General features: G+C 33.7%; 17 protein-coding genes and 1 pseudogene. 2 read left to right on the top strand and 16 right to left on the bottom strand.

What is annotated here, in order from left to right; genetic code table 11:
• Positions 1-46: 46 nt before the first annotated feature.
• From KBJ98_RS07515 to KBJ98_RS07460, 12 genes and pseudogenes are all read right to left on the bottom strand, one after another.
• Positions 47-343, bottom strand: coding sequence for a hypothetical protein (locus KBJ98_RS07515; protein WP_210789157.1), 297 nt, complete (start codon positions 341-343; stop codon positions 47-49).
• A gap of 207 nt (positions 344-550) precedes the next feature.
• Positions 551-838, bottom strand: a complete 288-nt coding sequence (locus KBJ98_RS07510; protein ID WP_210789156.1) for a hypothetical protein — start codon at positions 836-838, stop codon at positions 551-553.
• A 177-nt stretch (positions 839-1,015) separates the two neighbouring features.
• Positions 1,016-1,684: a response regulator gene (locus tag KBJ98_RS07505; RefSeq protein WP_210789154.1), complete on the bottom strand. Its 669-nt coding sequence runs from the start codon at positions 1,682-1,684 to the stop codon at positions 1,016-1,018.
• Between the two features lie 8 nt (positions 1,685-1,692).
• Positions 1,693-3,408 carry a tetratricopeptide repeat-containing sensor histidine kinase gene (locus tag KBJ98_RS07500; protein ID WP_210789152.1) on the bottom strand — a complete coding sequence of 572 codons (1,716 nt, stop codon included), beginning with the start codon at positions 3,406-3,408 and terminating at the stop codon, positions 1,693-1,695.
• A gap of 145 nt (positions 3,409-3,553) precedes the next feature.
• Positions 3,554-3,637 (bottom strand): annotated as a pseudogene (locus KBJ98_RS07495) (50S ribosomal protein L20); the annotation flags it as partial.
• A 54-nt stretch (positions 3,638-3,691) separates the two neighbouring features.
• The gene (locus tag KBJ98_RS07490) at positions 3,692-7,159 is read right to left on the bottom strand and encodes a hybrid sensor histidine kinase/response regulator (RefSeq protein ID WP_210789151.1); all 3,468 of its coding nucleotides are present in this window, start codon (positions 7,157-7,159) and stop codon (positions 3,692-3,694) included.
• A gap of 133 nt (positions 7,160-7,292) precedes the next feature.
• Positions 7,293-7,637, bottom strand: coding sequence for a 50S ribosomal protein L20 (rplT, locus tag KBJ98_RS07485; protein WP_086453231.1), 345 nt, complete (start codon positions 7,635-7,637; stop codon positions 7,293-7,295).
• Between the two features lie 173 nt (positions 7,638-7,810).
• Positions 7,811-8,008 (bottom strand): 50S ribosomal protein L35, encoded by a 198-nt coding sequence (gene rpmI / locus KBJ98_RS07480; protein ID WP_022827375.1) that lies wholly within the window; start codon positions 8,006-8,008, stop codon positions 7,811-7,813.
• Between the two features lie 117 nt (positions 8,009-8,125).
• Positions 8,126-8,683 (bottom strand): translation initiation factor IF-3, encoded by a 558-nt coding sequence (gene infC / locus KBJ98_RS07475; protein WP_370637578.1) that lies wholly within the window; start codon positions 8,681-8,683, stop codon positions 8,126-8,128.
• A gap of 16 nt (positions 8,684-8,699) precedes the next feature.
• Positions 8,700-10,646: a threonine--tRNA ligase gene (thrS, locus tag KBJ98_RS07470; RefSeq protein ID WP_210789150.1), complete on the bottom strand. Its 1,947-nt coding sequence runs from the start codon at positions 10,644-10,646 to the stop codon at positions 8,700-8,702.
• Positions 10,647-10,940: 294 nt separating this feature from the next.
• Positions 10,941-11,549: a hypothetical protein gene (locus KBJ98_RS07465; protein ID WP_210789149.1), complete on the bottom strand. Its 609-nt coding sequence runs from the start codon at positions 11,547-11,549 to the stop codon at positions 10,941-10,943.
• The gene (locus KBJ98_RS07460) at positions 11,549-12,049 is read right to left on the bottom strand and encodes an RNA polymerase sigma factor (protein ID WP_210789148.1); all 501 of its coding nucleotides are present in this window, start codon (positions 12,047-12,049) and stop codon (positions 11,549-11,551) included. Before KBJ98_RS07460 ends, KBJ98_RS07465 begins: the two co-directional genes overlap by 1 nt.
• Positions 12,050-12,319: 270 nt before the next feature.
• On the opposite strand from KBJ98_RS07460, the gene KBJ98_RS07455 reads away from it, so the two are divergent.
• Positions 12,320-13,624 (top strand): NAD(P)/FAD-dependent oxidoreductase, encoded by a 1,305-nt coding sequence (locus KBJ98_RS07455; RefSeq protein WP_210789147.1) that lies wholly within the window; start codon positions 12,320-12,322, stop codon positions 13,622-13,624.
• 48 nt (positions 13,625-13,672) lie between these two features.
• On the opposite strand, the gene KBJ98_RS07450 is transcribed toward KBJ98_RS07455, so the two are convergent.
• Complete coding sequence (locus KBJ98_RS07450; protein WP_210789146.1) at positions 13,673-14,734, bottom strand: DUF3810 domain-containing protein; 1,062 nt, start codon at positions 14,732-14,734, stop codon at positions 13,673-13,675.
• Between the two features lie 110 nt (positions 14,735-14,844).
• Here KBJ98_RS07450 and KBJ98_RS07445 point away from each other — a divergent pair, with 110 nt between their 5' ends.
• Positions 14,845-16,308 carry an aminoacyl-histidine dipeptidase gene (locus KBJ98_RS07445; protein WP_210789144.1) on the top strand — a complete coding sequence of 488 codons (1,464 nt, stop codon included), beginning with the start codon at positions 14,845-14,847 and terminating at the stop codon, positions 16,306-16,308.
• Between the two features lie 177 nt (positions 16,309-16,485).
• Here the strand turns inward: KBJ98_RS07445 and KBJ98_RS07440 are convergent, their stop codons facing one another.
• The 3 genes from KBJ98_RS07440 to KBJ98_RS07430 all read right to left on the bottom strand — a co-directional run bounded on the left by KBJ98_RS07440 (position 16,486) and on the right by KBJ98_RS07430 (position 20,002).
• Positions 16,486-17,253 carry a carboxypeptidase-like regulatory domain-containing protein gene (locus KBJ98_RS07440; RefSeq protein WP_210789143.1) on the bottom strand — a complete coding sequence of 256 codons (768 nt, stop codon included), beginning with the start codon at positions 17,251-17,253 and terminating at the stop codon, positions 16,486-16,488.
• Between the two features lie 84 nt (positions 17,254-17,337).
• A complete protein-coding gene (locus KBJ98_RS07435; RefSeq protein WP_210789141.1) occupies positions 17,338-19,218 on the bottom strand; it encodes a DEAD/DEAH box helicase in 1,881 nt (626 codons plus the stop codon).
• 205 nt (positions 19,219-19,423) lie between these two features.
• The gene (locus KBJ98_RS07430) at positions 19,424-20,002 is read right to left on the bottom strand and encodes a non-canonical purine NTP diphosphatase (RefSeq protein ID WP_210789139.1); all 579 of its coding nucleotides are present in this window, start codon (positions 20,000-20,002) and stop codon (positions 19,424-19,426) included.
• Positions 20,003-20,075 lie beyond the last annotated feature (73 nt).

Below are 20,075 nucleotides of genomic sequence, written 5' to 3'. Positions count from 1 at the left end.
GAATAATTGTAATGGTGTTCCGTAAATAGAAATGGTATTCATCCGACTATTTTTTGGTTTTAAAATCAGGTTTAGATTCCGATTGTAAAAGTACAGAATTCGAAAATATTATCTTTCCTTTTTTACGTCGGGTACGATAGTTGGGATCACTTTTTACGCGATTTTCTTTGTTGATGCGACTAATCGATAATCTGGTATCATCGTCTCGTTTAAAGTGCTGCTTGAACAAGATGGTATTTGTGTTCGTATAATCGGACTCTATTATTCCGATGTGTTTTTGTTTTGCCGGGAATGAAAAGATTAAAATTAAAACTAATGTTAAAATCCAAAGTGTTTTTTTCATTTTTTATGGTTGCAGCAGTCTAGTTGTTGGTTTTGGGTTTACAAAGATTAAGCGTATACTTAAAAAACAATTTACCATTAGCGTTATGTTTATAGACAATTTTATATCTAGATTCATTCCATAAAAAGTAGGAGCTGGAATATTTAGTTTAAAAAAGATAATACTATAAACTATAAAAATAAGCGAATGGAAGCATTGAAATTGCTACTACAGTTTGATCCAATTGGTAGCAATCCAATCTTGTAACTGACTTCTATGTATTTCATTTTCTAACGCTTCGTGGTGCAAAAAATGTTCAACTTTTTGAAAAGTAGCTTTAGTTTTGGGAACTTTATATTTTTTAAGAAATTGATTACAAAAGTAAACTACTTCGGCTTCCTCTGCTTTGTCAACATACTCGCCCTGCAAAACAGCTATGGCATCAGGATGAGTACTATCAATAATTGATTGTGAATAACCAGAATAGGATAAATCTTTACTTGTAAAAAGGGCCATTATTTGTTGTCTTAAAGTTTTGCAGTTACAAACGTAGCATCTTTAAAACACAAAAGTTTACGGGAATCCGTAAAGGCTTACTTTTTTTTGGTTTAAATGAGTAGAAAAACTGTTAAAAAAACGATTACTGGCATTAAATTGCTGTTGAAATACGTAAAAACTTAAAATTCTCAAATATTAAAGCAATCCAAAATCTTTAGTGATAGCTATTAATTGAACATTATTATTTGCCTTAAAAGATAATTTGAGTTTATTGATTCTTTTTTCAATGCTGCTGTGACCATTGGGCGTGAGTCCATTTTTTTTGAAAGACAGTGAAATTTCTTCAATTGTACATCCATTTGCCAACAGCTTTAAAAGTTCAATATCATAATGCTCGATTTCAAAAATAGTTTTGTCTTGCAGTGCATTTGCTACAAAATTAATAGGAGTATAAGTTTCGTTGTTATACAGTTGTTCAATAGCTTTTTTTAATTCGGTTAAACTATCGCGCCCTTTAGGGACATATGCATTAATGCCAGAATTCTTAAAAAGTGATTGAATGCGATAAGATTTATCCTCAATCGAGAATACAATTATTTTTATGTTTTTTTGAATTTTTTTAATGGCATTTATTAACTCTACTCCAGAATTGATTTTGTTTTCTCTGTGGTCTGGTTTAAATGATAAGTCACAAATAACAAGCTCAAAAGATTTGTTCTGGTTTAAGGCTTTTTTTACTTGTAAATAGGCATCATCACAATATTTGGTATGATGAATTTCTTCAACCCCAATTTCTTTGATCGTATCAATGAGGGAGACTGCAATTGCATCTAAATCTTCAGCTATTAAAACTTTTTTAAACATAAGAGATGTTATATCGGAATTTGAAATTGTGCATTAAAACCAGATTCATTCATCGTATTAAAAGTAGCTGTTCCGTCAATACTTTGAACTCTACTTTCTAAATTTGACAAACCGTTTTTTAATTGTAATGTTTGATTTTGTAAACCAAGCCCATTATCGCGATATGAAATTTGTAATACGTTCAATATTATTTCAAAGTTAAAAACAGCTACAGTGCAATTGCTGTGTTTTTTCATATTGACTAATAGTTCTTGTATGATTCTGAAAATAGTGATTTTTGTATGGTTTTCAATACTGTTCCATTTTATAGTGTCTAGTCCTACGGTAATAATATGCTGTTGTTGCGTATTAAAGTCAAAAAACAGTCCTTTTAAATTGGGCAAGTAACTCGCTTCAGTTTCTATACTATTATTTTCTCGTGAAATATTTCGAGTCTGATTGTATATTATATCCAAATTAGCAATGAGTGTTTCCTTATTTTCTTTTGTTGATAAATCTTGACCTTCGGCAAATGCTATGGTTTGAAATAAATCATTTGCTAACTCATCGTGTAGTTTTTGTGACAATCGTACTTCTGTAGAATAAGCAGCATTTACTTTTTCTTTTTTGCTATTAAGTCGGATTTTTCTAATGATAAAAAATCCAATCAAGGTCATAGTTGCAATGGTGAGGACAATGGTTATATTGCGTTTTTGTATTTTTTGTGCTTGCTGAATACTTTCGTTTTTAAGACGTAAATTTTCATCTTTTTCTCGCTTGGAGTCGTATTTAATCCTTGCAAATGTATTTTTGGCTTTTTGTCTTGCTCCAACAAGACTGTCATTAATCCTAATGTAATTATCTGCATATTTTTTAAGATCTTTACCGGGATCGGTTTGGATTAATAATTTTAAAAACTCTAAAACGGAATCAGGATGACTAATTTTAAGTGCTGTTTGATATCCTTTTTTTGCATATGCTATTGCCAGTTTACGTTCAGAATTAGCATGATAAAGAGAGAGATTATTGTAACTAGAAAGTAAGCCGTAATTATCTTTGATAGCTTTTCTTATTTTGAAAGATTCCATCATGTTTGCTAGAGAATTGGGTTTGTTTAATTTGTATTGCACAAAGCCCAAATTATCTTTTATAGTTGCTACTAAGGATGAATCTTGATATATTATTTTTTTGGAAGAAAGTGGTCTTAATATAGATTCAGCTTTATTGTAAAGCTCCTGATATTTGTAAGCTAGTGCAATATTGTTGTAAATGGTTCCTTTAAATAATTCATCAGTTTTATAGTTAATTGCTTTTTTTAAATAGTAAACGGCGTTTTTATAATCTTGGGTAGCGATGTAATTTGAACCAATGTGAGCATAGATATTGGTTTCTCCATAAGGGAATCTTCTTGGTCCATTTAAATAGGGTAGTGCTTCAGTACTTGTAGCTTCGCTACCGACGTAGTCTCCTTGATTGTGCTCTATTGTCGCTATCCAAGTCAAAGAATAAATAATTCTGGAAGTATCTTGAATTTGCTCAGCTAGGTTTTTGGCTTTATTAAAATAGTAAAAAGCACTGTCGTGCTTTGCTTCGTCGAAATCAGAATATCCACGTTCAAATAGTTTTTCAATCTCTGCTAGTTTTTTCTTTTTAAAAGCAGGATTTACTTTCTCTTTTTGGCAAGAAAAAGAGATAAATATAATTGTAAACAATAAAAAGAGGTGGGAAATTTTGTGGTATTTCATATTACGAAAATACCTATTTTATTTTAAAATCAAAATAATTTTAATCTTCTAATTCTTCCATTTAGAACAATTAAAAAACCCCATCTCTCGAATGTGGATGGGTTTTTTTTATAAGTAAGTAATCTAAATTGAGTTGATAAAACGTTTATTTTACTTTATTAAGTACTGCTTTGAAAGCTTCTGGGTGATTCATTGCTAAATCAGCAAGAACTTTACGGTTCAATTCAATAAAACCTAAGGCCATACTTCAAGGTTATTTTAAGCATAATATTAAAACTTTTATTTATTTTTTTAACAACCATTTTTCAAGGATTTTTTGCAGCATTTCATCGCTGATGGGTTTTGAAAGATAATCGTTCATTCCGTATTTAGCAATACTGTTTTGAGTTTCTAGAGTCACATCGGCTGTGAGTGCAATGATTGGGATTGTAGTGTTTTTTAGCGTCTTTCTTATATAGTTTGTTGCTTCAATTCCGTTCATTTTTGGCATATTGATATCCATAAAAATGATATCAAAGTTTGAATTTTGACTAAAAGCATCAACACATTTCTGTCCATCGTTAGTCAGAGTAACATTATATCCTTTGAATTCGAGCGTTTTTTTAATCACTAATTGATTGATTAAGTTATCTTCAGCAATTAGAATATTGATTTCATTGTTTTCAAGATTTAATTCTAAATCAGAATTTTGTACAATATCATTAATAAGTTTTGGTTGTTGTAACATATTATCAATACTATCATTTGTGTCAAATGCAATTGTAAATGAAAAACTAGTTCCTTTTTTAGGCGTACTTTTGCAATGTAAAACGCCCCCCATTAATTCTACAATTTTAAAACTAATATTTAATCCTAAACCTGTTCCGCCATATTTTCTAGAAATGCTTGAATCTGCTTGCTTGAAAGCTATGAACAAATTTTTAATTTGTTCTGGGGTCATTCCTATCCCAGTATCTTTTATAATAAAGTGTAATATTGTTTTTTCTTCGATTGATTTTAGTTGATTTATGTATAAAGTAATAGTGCCTTCTTCGGTAAATTTTAGGGCATTACTTAAAAGGTTGATTAAAACTTGTTTTAATCTTAAAACATCACCCATTAACATATATTGGGTTTCTATGTTTTTATTAATAATGAAAGATGTTGGTTTGTCAATTAGTTTTATTTGAGCAAATTCCTTGAGATCAAAAATTAATTTTTCTAATGAAAAAGGAATATTTTCTAACTCAATTTCATCAGATTCAATTTTAGAAATATCTAATATGTTATTTAAAATTTGTAATAAATGATCTGCCGAATTCTCAATTTTCTCAACATAATCTTTTTGATTTTCATCTAAAATTGTTTTTTGTAAAATATTGTTTAATCCAATAATTCCACCTAGCGGTGTTCTTATTTCGTGAGACATGTTGGCTAAAAATGTTGATTTTGATTTGTCGGCTTTTTGAGCTTTTTCTTTTTCTTTTTCTAATTCTTTGGTTCTATTATAAACAAGGTCTTCTAATTGCTCTTTATATTGTGTTAATTCATTTTGTATAATTTTTCTTTCTTGAAGTTCTTTTTTGAATAATTCATTTTGTTCTAAAAGCAAATTGTTTTTAAAAGATGATGATTTAAAAAGATCAAAAAACAAGCCGATTTTTTTTCTTAGTGAATTAATTTTCGAATTCCAGGTGTAATTTACTTTAAAAATAAGTAAAACAAATGGGTCACTATAGCCTGTTATAGGAGTGTGCGATTGAACTAATAATTCGTATTTGCCTGTATTTAATGAGTTGTATTTTATTGTACCATTATTCAATTCTGTCCATCCATTGTCGAAACCAGCTAACATAAATCTGTATTTTATTTGTTTTTCGTCAACATACCAATCGCTAAAAACAGAGATATTTACTGACCATTTCCCTTCAATTAATTCATAAGTATTGTTGTTTAAAATGGGAGTGGTATTTTCCCAAATTATTTCGTTTACAAGTACATTTGGAGGAGTGGGTTTTGAAATTATATTTTTAAAATCAACAAAATACAAACCGTTGTTAAGCGCACAAAATAAATTTTTCTCAGCATCTAAAAACAAAGCTCTTGAGCTGGTAAATTGCCATTCAGATTTGTCTAAATATAGATTTATTCGATGAAGCAGTTTATTATTTGCAACATCTATTATACAAATTCCATCACTAGAACCAACTGCAATAGTATTATCGTCTATCCAAACTGCAGTCCAACCACCAAGCGGGAATTCTTTTAAAATTAAAGAGGTTTTATAATTTTCGTCAATTAATAGAATATTTTCTTCTTGAATAATGACAAGTCTTCCACTATTATTTGAAATGATTGAATATGTATTCCCATTTTCTGATATTAATTCATTTGTGATTTTTTTTATCCCTTCCTCTGCTTCAATCCATAAACCTTGACCTAGGGTACCAATTAGAATTCTATTATTTACATCTAACGTGAGGGTATATACATAGCCAAATTTTTCGTTCTTGTTGGTTAATATTTCTTTTGCAGTATTGTTTTTAATGCAAAATAATCCACTAACAGTACCTACCCATAATTCATCATTTCGGGATAATAAAACTCGATTTGGACTTGAAATAACGGATGAAAATTTATGCTCTAATTTCGCAAGATTATTAATATTCGTATAAAATAATCCATCTTGAGTGGCTAACCAAATATTGGAGTCTTGGTTGAAATCTTCAATTACGTCCCAAACTATTGATTTAAATAGTGATTGGTTTTCTAGGTTCAAATTAAGTTTAGATATAAGAGAAAAATACTCTGATCCCCCTATTAAAATTCCGTTCCCTTTTTTTGATTGAGATATTGAAAATGCAGCATCCAAAAATCCTGTATCAATTTGAAAAATTGATTTTCTGATATTAGATATCTTTCTTAGTCCATTATTGTTGGTTGCTACCCATATATTTTTAATACCATCTATATAAATATCATTGATTAGACTATTTATATAAATAACTTCTGTTTCATTTAATGAGCTGGAATTGTACTCATAAATAATTATATTTTTATTAAAACCTACAATCAATTCGTTTGATGTACTATTAATAGATGTTACTTTATAACTACCAGTCTTGGGTGTACAATGCTGTAATAGTTCAAATTTTGAATTTAGGAAATAAAGCCCATTAGTTGTTCCTAGAAAAAAGTGATTATCTATAGATTTATGTATTGAAGTTGGGTAGATTTCATTTAAAAAATCTAAACATAAAACATTTATTTGATTATCAGATAATTCAAAAACTCCTTTTTTTGCACTAATTGCTACTATATTTTCTTTGTTTTTTTGAATAATATTTTTTACCAAACCTAAATCATAAGACGCAATTAAATTTAGTTTAAAATTATTGTTCTCAAGCTTAATTAATCCATAAGACGTTCCAATCCAAATGGTATTATCATCAATAAATATACTTTCTGCAATTCCAAAATTCCAATTAAAATTTAGATGAAGTTTAATTTTTGAGCCATCTATTTTTAAAGCTTCTATTCCCTGGTCAGTACCAATCCAAATAGTTTGATTTTTTGAAATTGTTACTGTTCTAAGTCCTGGGCAATCTAAACTATTTTGTGTATCAAAAACTTTAATTTTATTACCGTTGTAAAAGGATATGCCAGACGGCCCTGGAAGCCAAAGTCGCCCATAGGAATCGCTTGCAATTTTATGGATTTGATCATTTGGTAATCCATCATTGCTATTTAAGGTTAAAATTTTTGGCTGCATTATTTATTAAAAAAGTGATTATTTCAAAGGTACTGATATATTGTTTTGTAATAATAATTATAAAAAAAAATCCCAATCGTTAGATTGGGATTTTTTATAAGTAAGTAAGTTTAAATATATGTTGATAAAACGTTTATTTTACTTTATTAAGTACTGCTTTGAAAGCTTCTGGGTGATTCATCGCTAAATCAGCAAGAACTTTACGGTTCAATTCGATACCGTTAGCTTTTACTTTACCCATAAACTGTGAGTAAGACATTCCTTCTAATCTAGCTCCTGCGTTAATACGCTGAATCCACAATGAACGGAAATTTCTCTTATTCACTTTTCTATCGCGGTAAGCGTAGCACATTGCTTTCTCTACTGCGTTCTTAGCAACTGTCCAAACGTTTTTACGTCTACCAAAGAAACCTTTGGCTTGCTTCATTATTTTTTTTCTTCTTGCTCTTTTAGCAACTGAATTTACCGATCTTGGCATAATTTTTAATTTTTTTTTGTAGCAGGCGTCCCGAATTTAATCAAGAGAACTTAAAGGCCATACTCCAAGGTTATTGAAATTGTTTTAACCTAAAGAAATCTTTAGTCAAATGTCAAAAGCCGAATGTCGAAAGTGTGAACTTTAGACTTTAAGACTTTCTAACTTTGGACTTATTAGATAATTCTTAATTGTTGTTTGATGCTTTTCATATCTGTTTTGTGAACTAACGCTGAGTGTGTCAAAGCTAATTTACGTTTTTTAGATTTTTTAGTCAAGATGTGACTTTTAAAAGCATGCTTTCTTTTAATCTTTCCAGAACCAGTAACTTTAAAACGTTTCTTGGCGCTAGATTTGGTTTTCATTTTAGGCATTTTTTCCTAGTGTTTTTAATTTATTCTTACTTACTTATATTGCATAGTCGTAAAGCTTTTAAAGTCTTAAAGCCGAAAGTTATTTACTTTTGACTTTAAGACTTTTGACTTTAAGACTTATTTTTTCTTCTTAGGAGCAATGAACATAATCATTCTCTTTCCTTCCAAAACTGGCATCGCTTCTACCTTTCCAAATTCTTCTAAATCTGTTGCTAATCTTAACAACAAAATTTGACCTTGATCTTTGTAAATGATAGAACGTCCTTTGAAAAATACAAATGCTTTTAATTTAGCTCCTTCTTTTAGAAACTTTTCAGCATTTTTTCTTTTAAATTCATAATCATGCTCATCTGTTTGAGGTCCGAAACGGATTTCTTTTACCACAACTTGTGTAGATTTCGCTTTTAGCGCTTTGTCACGTTTCTTTTGCTCGTAAACAAATTTCTTGTAATCCATGATTTTACAAACTGGCGGCTCTGCATTTGGCGAGATCTCAACTAAATCTAGTTCAAACTGATCGGCTAAACGCAATGCTTCTGCTAGTTTAAAAACACCTGGTTCGATGTTTTCTCCTACAAGCCTTACTTCTTGTACACCACGAATAAGATTATTTATTCTGTGTGCATCTTTTTTTTCTACGCGAGGTTGGTAACCTCTGTTGCTTCTTATTGCTATGACTTTATAATTTAAGTTAAACTGTAAATACTTTCAATGTTTTGCTAATTTCCTCATTTACAATAGCTGCAAATTCTTCTATTGTAACGGTAACATTACCTTTTCCTTCTTGTCCGTGACGACGAATTGAAATAGTTCCGTTCTTTTCTTCTTCTTCACCTACAATCAACATGAACGGTGTTTTTTGCATCTCGGCATCTCTAATTTTCTTGCCGATAGTCTCATTTCTGTTGTCAATGAGGGCGCGAATTTCGTGATTTTCTAGCAAATCTAAAACTTTTTTCGCATATATTTCATATTTCTCGCTCAAAGACAATATTATAGCTTGTTCAGGCATTAACCAAAGAGGGAAGTTTCCTGCTGTATGCTCTAATAATATAGCTATAAAGCGTTCCATCGATCCAAATGGTGCTCTGTGAATCATCACAGGGCGGTGTAATTCATTGTCAGAACCCTTGTAGGTTAAGTCAAAACGCTCCGGAAGGTTGTAATCTACTTGGATGGTTCCTAACTGCCATTGTCTTCCTAAAGCATCCTTAACCATGAAATCTAACTTTGGTCCGTAAAACGCCGCTTCGCCGTATTCTACAACGGTATTTAAACCTTTGTCTGCTGCGGCATTGATGATGGCATTTTCTGCTTTTTCCCAGTTTTCATCCGTACCAATGTATTTGTCTCTGTTTTCTTTATCGCGCAATGATATTTGAGCGGTAAAGTTCTCGAAACCAAGTGATCCAAAAACGTAAAGTACCAAGTCAATTACTTTTTTGAATTCTTCATCCAGTTGTTCTGGTGTACAAAAAATATGTGCATCATCTTGAGTAAATCCACGTACTCGAGTTAAACCGTGCAATTCTCCACTCTGTTCGTAACGGTAAACAGTTCCGAATTCAGCGTAACGCTTTGGCAAATCTTTATATGACCACGGACGTACATTGTAAATTTCACAGTGATGCGGACAGTTCATCGGCTTCAATAAAAACTCTTCTCCTTCAGCAGGCGTGTTTATTGGTTGAAAACTATCTGCTCCGTATTTTGCATAGTGACCTGATGTTACATACAATTCTTTTTGACCAATATGTGGCGTAACTACTTGCTCGTAACCCGCTTTTTTCTGTGCTTTTTTCAAAAATTGCTCCAATCGGTCTCTCAATGCAGCTCCTTTTGGTAACCACAATGGTAATCCTTGTCCAACTTTTTGTGAAAAAGCAAATAGCTCTAACTCTTTACCTAGCTTTCTGTGGTCGCGTCTTTTCGCTTCTTCAAGTAATTCTAAGTATTCTGTTAGGTCTTTTTGTTTTGGGAATGAGGTACCGTAAACGCGAGTCAACTGTTTGTTTTTCTCGTCTCCACGCCAGTAAGCTCCGGCAACACTCATGATTTTCATGGCTTTGATAATTCCTGTGTTCGGAATATGGCCACCACGGCATAAATCTGTGAAAGTATCGTGATCACAAAACGTAATCGTTCCGTCTTCTAGATTAGTGATTAATTCTGTTTTGTAAACGTTGTCTTTGTATAGTTCGAGTGCTTCCGCTTTTGACACCGGACGCAATTTAAATTCGTGTTTCCCTCTTGAAATCTCTAAAACTCTGTCTTCGATTTTTTTGAAATCAGCATCAGTAATTTTATGATTTTCAAAGTCTACATCATAGTAAAATCCATTAGAAACAGCTGGTCCAAGAGTTAACTTTATACCTGGGTACATTTCTTCTAAAACCTGAGCCATTACGTGCGAAGTCGAGTGCCAAAAAGCTTTCTTTCCTTCCGCATCGTTCCAAGTATACAATGTTAGACTTCCGTCGGTGGTCAATGCAGTGGTGGTTTCAATAGTGGTACCATTGAAAGAAGCCGAAATTACATTTCTTGCAAATCCTTCGCTTATGCTTTTAGCAACATCCATGGGAGTCGCTCCTGGAGCAAACTCTCTAATTGACCCGTCGGGCAAAGTAATCTTAATCATTGTTTGATAGTTTTATACTGCAAATATAGCCCTTTACAAAAACACAAGCAATAGTTGGCCTAGGTTTGTTTCAGTAAATGATGCGATTGTGGAAGTAAATATAAATCAGATTTTATTTGAAACTATTTATACTCTAATTTCACATAAAAAAAGGAACCAAAAAACAGTGCGATTGTTTTTTGGTTCCTTGGTTTTATAAAACGTTTTCCGTGCTTACGAACTTTTATTTTTTAAGTGAATCTCCATAATGAAAAACTTTGTCTGTTTGTATTTCATTGAGGTCATAACTTCATATTATAAGTCAATTTTTTTCAATTCGGTGTAATTTTTTGATAATCTCGACAAGAAACTACCGTAAATGAGCTTGTAAAAACACCAAATTAAACCCATGATAATCAGTGCAAAAATCAATATTACAAGTATGTTTTCGCTATCTAAAAGCTCTGCTTGTGAATTTGCTGCTTTTTGCCCTTCATTGAAACCTTCTATTGCTGTATAGGTACCTGTGAGTCCACCAAACACTATATTCCACAAAATATAAAATTTAACGACTTTACGTGTGGTCAAAATTTGTTTGATGAGTTCTTTAGCCGAGGTTAGGGTGGATATTAATCTGTAGTTCCTGAAAAACAATACAATAAAACCAAAAATTACAACGTAATTGATGATCTCAATCGTTTTGATAATCGGATGCGCCAACACAAAAGCATCGTATTCCTTGCTGTTTAGGAAAAATGATAAACCATTCAATAAAACAAACTCTAATATACTCACAATTAATATCCATTTCACTACCGATGATGATTTTTTGTGTATCATCTGGTAAATCGCATCTGCGCTCACTTGTTCGAAAGAGTTTTCGCTCCTTTGCCAGTCTTTTTTAAGTAAATCCAGTTCTTTCATTATCCTAATGGATTTAATATTTTTTTTAATTTCCCTTTAATTCTGTTCATTTTTACCCTTGCGTTAACTTCGCTAATACCCAATGTTTCTGATATTTCTTGGTAATCTTTATCTTCTAAATACATAAAAATTAACGCCTTTTCAATATCATTCAATTGGTAAACAGCGGCATACATTAATTTTAATTGTTCTTCCTCCTCATAATTGTACTCCACCTCATTTAAAAAATGCTGCCTCCCTTCAAATTCAACGGTATTTATTGAGCGTTTGGTTTTGCGGTAAAGCGTAATGGCTGTGTTTAGGGCCACGCGGTAGGCCCAAGTGCTAAACTTGCTATCCCCTCTAAATTTAGGATACGCCTTCCATAATTGAATCGTGATTTCTTGAAACAAGTCTTTATGCGCATCGTCACCATTGGTATACAACCGACAAATCTTGTGGATTATATTCTGGTTTTCTTGCAATTGCTGCACAAAGGATTGTTCTAATTGTGTATTCATATTTACGTTAGTACTGCGCTTCTGAATTTTGTTACAAAAGTCCTAATTTTTTTTCTAGGAGCAGGAATTTTCCCTTTCCATAAGTCGCCTAGTCCCGCTCTCCGCTATATCCTCGCCAAAAAAAATGGCGAGGGATGCCGCTGCTATCGGGGCTCTAAAGTCGATTAATTTTCATAAAACTAATAATTTTATTTTGGCTTTTTATTGCTTTGATCTTGCTACTTACAAAATAAATGTACCTTTGAATACACTATTTTCATTTTGAATACTATGAATATTCCTAAATCTACTTTGCCGCGCGTTGTTATCATTGGAGGCGGATTTGCTGGTTTAGCAGTTGCTAAAAAACTCAAAAACAAAAATTTGCAAGTCGTGTTGCTTGACAAACACAACTACCATACGTTTCAACCTTTGTTGTATCAAGTGGCCACTGGAGGTTTAGAGGCGGGCTCGATTGCTTATCCCATCCGAAAAGTAATTCAGGAGTACCGCGACTTTTATTTCAGGTTAACCAATGTGCAAGAAATTGATACTCAAAACCAGAAAATCAGTACCGAAATTGGTGATTTAACCTATGATTATCTAGTAATTGCAACTGGTTCTAAAACCAATTTTTTTGGTAATAAAGAAATTGAACGCAACAGTATGTCAATGAAAACCATACCGCAATCGCTTAATATTCGCAGTTTGATTCTTGAAAATTTTGAACAAGCGGTGCTCACACAAGATCCTACAGAGCAAAAAGCGTTGATGAACTTTGTTCTTGTGGGCGGCGGCCCAACGGGAGTAGAATTAGCGGGTGCTCTGGCCGAAATGAAAAAAGCCATTTTGCAAAAGGATTATCCCGATTTAGACATGGGCAAAATGCAAATTAATCTAATCCAAAGTGGTGATCGCATTTTAAATACTATGAGCGAAGAATCATCTGCAGCGGCGCAACAGTTTCTAGAAAGCTTGGGTGTGGTGATTTGGAAAAATGTACGTGTGACCAATTATGATGGTCGAACAATTAGTACCAATTCTGAGCTGCAATTTGAAACCGCTACTGTGATCTGGACAGCGGGCGTACAAGGTGCTTTACTAGCCGGAATCAAAGGGAGTGAACTCGTGGATAAAGCAGCTAGAATTAGAGTCAACGAATTCAATCAAGTTCGCGGATGTAATAACGTTTTCGCCATTGGTGATATAGCTACTATGGAGTCAGACTTGTTTCCGCAAGGGCATCCTATGATGGCGCAGCCTGCCTTACAGCAAGGAGAATTATTAGGCGAAAACTTAGTGCAACTCATGCATAACAAACCCATGAAAGCTTTTGAATACAATGACAAAGGTTCTATGGCAACTATCGGTAGGAACAAAGCGGTAGTCGACTTGCCAAAATATCATTTTCATGGCGTTTTTGCTTGGTTCGTTTGGATGTTTGTGCATTTATTTGCCTTGATTGGTTTTAAAAACCGAGCTGTTGTTTTCTTGAATTGGGTGTACAACTATATTCGATTTGATCGTGAAGGCCGATTAATTATTAGACCCTACAAAAAAAGAAGTTTTACCACTTTTACTACTGATGAATTGTAGTCTAATGTAGCTTGTTATTCTGTTCAATATGCCGAATTTATTGTTTTGTTACAGCGGTTTGTCTTTGTAATAGTTTACCATCAAATCAACATATTTGCTGTAACTATTTAAGCCGTCTTGTTGCTGATTGAGTTTCAAAAATTGATCATAAAAAGCGTGAAAAGCCTTGTCGATAAAAGTATCGTATTGTTCCCAAAAAGCAATGCTTTCTTTGTAATTCTGAATGATTCCAGGATTTATTTTCTTTAGTAAAATTTGATATTGTTTTTCATCTCGAGCCTGCCAGTTAGCCAAGCAATACCGCAGCGCAAGGCTGTAGCCAGAATATTTGATGTAAGGATTCGTGTTTTTAGTACTAGCCATAAATCCAATAAAATTACATTCGCTTTCGCTTGCATATCCTATTTGGTGCGCCATTTCATGATTGGTAGTCATGGCCAAACTGTACATCGGTCCGAGCGAGTTTACCTGAGCTTCATTCGTAAAAGGATTCAAATAACCACCAAAACCCATGTAAGTTAAGGGTGTACTCCAAAGCGATTTTTTTATGCTCGCTTTTTCGTATTTCAAGAAAGGATATTCTTTTGCTAAGTTATCGTAACCGTTTTGATTCATTTTGAAAATAGCAGCGGCGCTGTAAGGGATCATCATTTTTTTGTTTTTTACTCCCGTAATTTGATGATGAATAGCGTTGGTTTTAACGATTAATTTTTCTGTAAAAAGCAGTAAATCTTCGTTGCTGTATTCTTTTTGAAGCTGTAGCTTTTCGTGCAAAGGTTGTCGGTAGTAATTGTATCCCCACAAAAAGTGAAAACAAAAATAAAGCACCGAACAAAAGTTTAGTATTCCCAGAATGGTTTTCTTTCGATTGGAAAGCCAAGATTTTTTTAAATTCCAAACCCATCGTATTAAAAACAATATCAAAATAAAATAGAGAACATCTCCCACTGAAAAAGGAATTTTTCCCAAACTACTTCTTAAAAATCGCGAAAAAATAGGGTATAACGTGTGGCTGTACAATGTTTCGACCTGTTCAGGGAAATACGGCAAAATTTGTAATAGTACAATTTGAAATAATAGAAAAAGGGACAAGAAGTAGGATTTGCGCACGAGTATTTTTTTTATTCCCGTAAATATAATTACAATATCATTTCTATCGTAATCGATTTTAAACTTTGTAACTTTGAACTTTCAATAATGTAAACATCTAAATAGACGACATGAGTCAAGAAATAAGAAACCTAGAGCCGAAAGCGCTTTGGAATAAATTTGCAGATTTGAACGCAGTACCTCGACCTTCAAAAAAAGAAGATCGTGTAATTGCTTTCATGAAAAACTTCGGCGAAAGCCTTGGTTTGGAAACCTTTGAAGACGAAATTCGCAATGTGATTATTCGTAAACCTGCTACTGCCGGAATGGAAAACCGCAAACCTATTGTGCTTCAAGGACATTTGGATATGGTGCATCAAAAAAACGGAGACACCGCATTTGATTTTGATACGCAAGGTATTGACATGTATGTTGATGGCGACTGGGTTCGTGCGCGCGGTACCACTTTAGGTGCCGATAATGGTTTAGGAGTAGCAGCAATTATGGCTGTTTTAGAGAGCACTACAATTGCGCATCCAGCTATTGAAGCTTTGTTTACCATTGATGAGGAAACTGGTATGACGGGAGCGTTGAACCTGCAAGGTGGTATTTTGCAAGGTCAAATTTTATTGAACTTAGATACTGAAGAAGATGATGAAATTGACATAGGTTGTGCTGGTGGTATTGATGTTACAGCCACAGCCGAATATGACGAAGAGGAAACTCCTGAAGGTTCTGTAGGTTACAACATTACGGTAAAAGGCTTAAATGGTGGGCACTCAGGTATGGACATTCACAAAGGATTAGGAAATGCCAACAAAATTATGAATCGTTTGTTATTTGACGGATTTGATAATTTTGGATTGCAAATTGCTGAAATAAAAGGTGGTAGCTTGCGCAACGCTATTCCGAGAGAAAGTGTGGCTAAAGTAATTATTGCCGAAGTGTACGATGAGGCTTTTGTTTTTGACATGCAGCAAATTGTAAACGAAATCAAAACCGAATTAAAAACGACCGAGCCAAATTTAGAAGTTGTTTTTGAAAAATTAGAGGCGACACCAGCTAAAGTAATGCCTTCGATTGCGCAGTTTTATTTTGTGCGCGCTATGTACACTGCACACAATGGCGTGTACAGTATGAGTGCCGACTTTGATAATTTAGTTGAAACTTCCAATAACATTGCAAAAGTGATGCTAGGAGAGGGGCAACTTACAGTTCAGTGTTTAACTCGTTCATCTGTTGAAACAGCTAAGTTTGACTTGGCTAATGGTTTGCGATCTGCATTTGAATTAATGGGCTGCGAAGTAGAGTTTTCAGGCTCTTATCCGGGTTGGACACCGAATTCTAAATCTGAAATTTTAGATGTTTTGGTGCCGCTTTATGAAAAGCAAAATGGCGAAAAACCACGAGTTGTGGCTTGTCATGCCGGTTTAGAATGTGGTATTTTGGGAACAAATTATCCAGATATGGATATGATTTCATTTGGGCCAACAATTCACGGAGCGCATTCGCCAGATGAAAGAGCGAGCATATCCTCTTCTCAAAAGTTTTGGAAATTCTTCGTTGAAATATTGGCTAATATTCCTCTTAAATAAAATAATTTTTGACCGCAGTTCTTGATGAAATTAGGAGCTGCAGATTGTCATAAAATCTTTTTGAAAACACTTCTTTTAGGAGTGTTTTTTTTGTTTGAAATTCTTTTAAATAAAAAATCCTCTTTTTGTTTTATCAAAAGAGGATTTTATCAATAAGTAACTTTATTCTATTTTATTTTATTTCTTTTTTAGGACTTTATAATCTTCGTAGCAAGCACTTATGGCATCCATAATTTGCAAATCGTTAGCAGTTTTAATAAACGATTCAGAGTAGTTGCAACGTTGTAATATTTCAGGGATTTCATTTTTATCTATCCCTAATAAAACCGCAATGGTTTCTCGGTCAAACTTAGATTCTAGTAGTTTGCGTACCGTATCATCTTTTTTCATCTCTTTTAACTTCTTCAATTCTTTCGGATTTTTACCAAAGAAATTATAGAGTAAATCGGCGGGATTGAATATCGATCCTAAAACTTTTCCAAATGCGTTTGGAGAGTATTGCCCAGCTTCATAGCCTTGTGTTAAGCCTGAAATACTGTAGCGGTAGTTTTCTTTTACAGGGATTATCTTGCTGTCTACCTCTAAATATCCAGTTAAATTGAAAGGTCTAATAACAACTTCTTCAAGTGCAATAGCCTTTTCTGTCAATTGAATTTTAGTGGTTCTGTTTTTGATCCAGTCATTGGTAACGCGCACGCGCAAAGATTGATATCCTAAACTAGTAATGTGTAAAGTGTCATTTACTTGTACATCAAGTTCAAAGTGGCCGCTTTCATCAGTTGTGGCTCCTCGTACTTTATTGACGTTGATGATGTTTACGCTCGAAAGCGGTTGCTTGGTCGTGTTACTCAGGATGATTCCTTCTACTCTTTGTGATGGCTCTCTAACTTGCGAAAAAGCAGATATTGAAAGTGTTATAAATAGAAAAACTACAAAATATTTCATACTTAGATTTAAGACTTTAAAAGTAATAAATCAAGATTAAATATTTTGTAGTTCTCTTATAATTATAAGAAAATTAACTAAACGTTAGTCTCTTCTTGGTCTTCTTGGTCTAGGAGCGTCTCCAAAACTTTCAGAACGTCTTGGTGCTCTGTCAGATCCGCCTTCGCTTCTTGATCTATCCGATGAAAAACCGCCTTCTCTTCTTGAAGAAAAACCGCCTCTATCACTTTTAAATCCGCCTGAACCTTCTCTTCTTGGTGCAAAACTTCCTTCTCTTCTAGGAGCTGAACTTCTTCCGCCAAAACCACCACCAGAATTTCTTCCGTTGTGATCACGTCTTCCGCCACCGTCATTTTTAGAAATTTCAACATTGATTCTACGTCCTTCTAATTGAACGTTATTCAATATTTCCATTACTTTATCAGTGTGTTCTGGATCCGTGTTAAAGAAAGAGAAACCTTCTTTTACATCTACTTTGAAAACGTCATCACGACCTAAGTCTAATGTTTCTTTCAAGTAATCTTTTAATGACATCCAGTCAAAGTTATCTCTTGACCCGATGTTTACAAAATAACGAGTTGCTCCGCCATTGTTGTTTTCTCTCGGTTCTCTGTCGTCGCTTCTTTCGCGTCTTTCTCCAGATTGTGAAGAAATGTCTCTTGTTTTCTTGTAGTAATTGATGAAACGGTTGAATTCAACTGAAACCATTTTCTTGATCAACTCTTCTTTAGATAAACCTTCAAGAACACTGTTGATAGCTGGTAAATAGTTGTCAATTTCGTGATCAACCTCAGTATCTTTTATTTTTGTAGCTAAGTGCAACAATTGAATTTCGCAGATTTCGATTCCTGATGGAATAACTTTTTCTTCGAATTTTTGCTTAATAATTCTTTCGATGGAAGAAATTTTACGCAATTCACTTTTGGTAACAATAACAATTGATGTTCCTAAACGACCTGCACGACCTGTACGGCCAGAACGGTGGTTATAAGTTTCAATTTCGTCAGGTAATTGATAGTTTACTACGTGTGTAATGTTATCAACATCAATTCCACGAGCGGCAACGTCAGTAGCTACAAGCATTTGAATTTGACGACCACGGAACGATTTCATAACTCCATCACGCTGTGCTTGAGATAAATCTCCGTGCAGTGCTGCAGCGCTATATCCGTCTTCAATCAATTTTTCAGCAACTGCTTGTGTGTCTCTTTTGGTACGACAAAAAACAACTGAAAAGATATCAGGATTTGCATCGGCCAAACGCTTTAGAGCTTCGTAACGATCACGTGCGTTAACTAAGTAAAATTCGTGTGATACTGTGTTTGAACCAGAGTTTTTAGCACCTACAGTTACTTCAACTGGATCGGTCATAAATTGCTTACCAATACGTGCTACTTCAGCAGGCATAGTTGCAGAGAATAACCAAGTGTTTTTGTCGTCTGGAGTTGTAGATAAAATGTTAACAATGTCTTCGTAGAATCCCATGTTTAGCATCTCATCTGCTTCATCTAGAATGCAGTAGTTGATTCCAGTGATGTTTACTAAACCTCTGTTAATCATGTCTTGCATTCTTCCTGGAGTTGCCACAATGATTTGTGCGCCTCTCTTTATTTCTCTAGCTTGTTCTGTAATGCTAGCTCCACCGTAAACTGCTACCACATTAATACCTTTTTCGTATTTAGAGTAGTTTTTAAGTTCGTTGGTAATCTGCAAACACAACTCGCGCGTTGGAGATAAAATTAATGCTTGTGTGTTTCTGTTGTTAGCATCAATTTTTTGGATAACTGGAAAACCAAAAGCTGCCGTTTTCCCTGTCCCTGTCTGAGCCAACGCAACCATATCTGTATCTTTTTCCAATAATAGGGGAATCGCTTTCTCCTGTACTTCGCTCGGATTTTCAAATCCTAGATCTAAAACCGCCTTCAGTAACGATTCACTCAATCCTAATTGTTCAAATTTATTCATATGTATTTTTAAAATAGGGTGCAAAATTACTCTAAAATATCCATATAAACTAATGCAATCTGAAGATTTGTGGTTTTATTACAATTTGATTATCAGAAAGTTATGTTTTGTTGTTCAAATAGATAAAGGCTTTTTAAAAAATAATGTGTTAAATTATGACTTGTTTAGTATGGAATTGTTGTAAAAATGTTATGTTTCAACAGTGCTATTTTTTTTCACGAAGAAAATCAAGCAATTGCTGTGTTGCTTTACCTCTATGACTGATTTTGTTCTTCAAGCTCAGGGGCAATTGAGCGAATGTTTCTTGATATCCTTCGGGTTGAAAAATTGGGTCGTATCCAAAGCCTTCATTACCAATTTTTTCAGTTGTTATTTCTCCTTTTGCAATTCCTGTAAAAAGATGCTGTTCTCCGTTAAGGTTCAGTGCAATAACTGTTTTGAACTGAGCACTTCGATCATTTTTGGTTGCAAGTGCTCCTAAAAGTTTGTTCATATTGTCATCAGCATTGCGTTGCTCTCCGGCATATCTGGCGCTATAAACTCCCGGTTCGCCATTCAATGCAGCTACTTCAAGACCTGTGTCATCGGCAAAACAATCATAGCCGTAGTTTTGGGTAACGTAATTCGCTTTTAAAATGGCATTGCCTTCAATTGTGGATGCAGTTTCGGGGATTTCTTCATGACAACCAATACTTTCCAGTGACATTATGGTAATGCTGTCTGGCATCATGCTTTGTAATTCGGCTATTTTATTTGGGTTGTTGGAGGCAAAAACTATTTTCATGATATCTGTTTATTTTAGCAAATATAATAATTTGCAGAAGGCCTAGGGAAACGATACAAGTAAATTACTTTCT

It is taken from the genome of Flavobacterium erciyesense, assembly GCF_018069925.1.
Classification (GTDB): Bacteria; Bacteroidota; Bacteroidia; order Flavobacteriales; family Flavobacteriaceae; genus Flavobacterium; species Flavobacterium erciyesense.
Note: the sequence above shows the minus strand (reverse complement) of the source record. Positions and strands in the feature narration are given on the sequence as shown.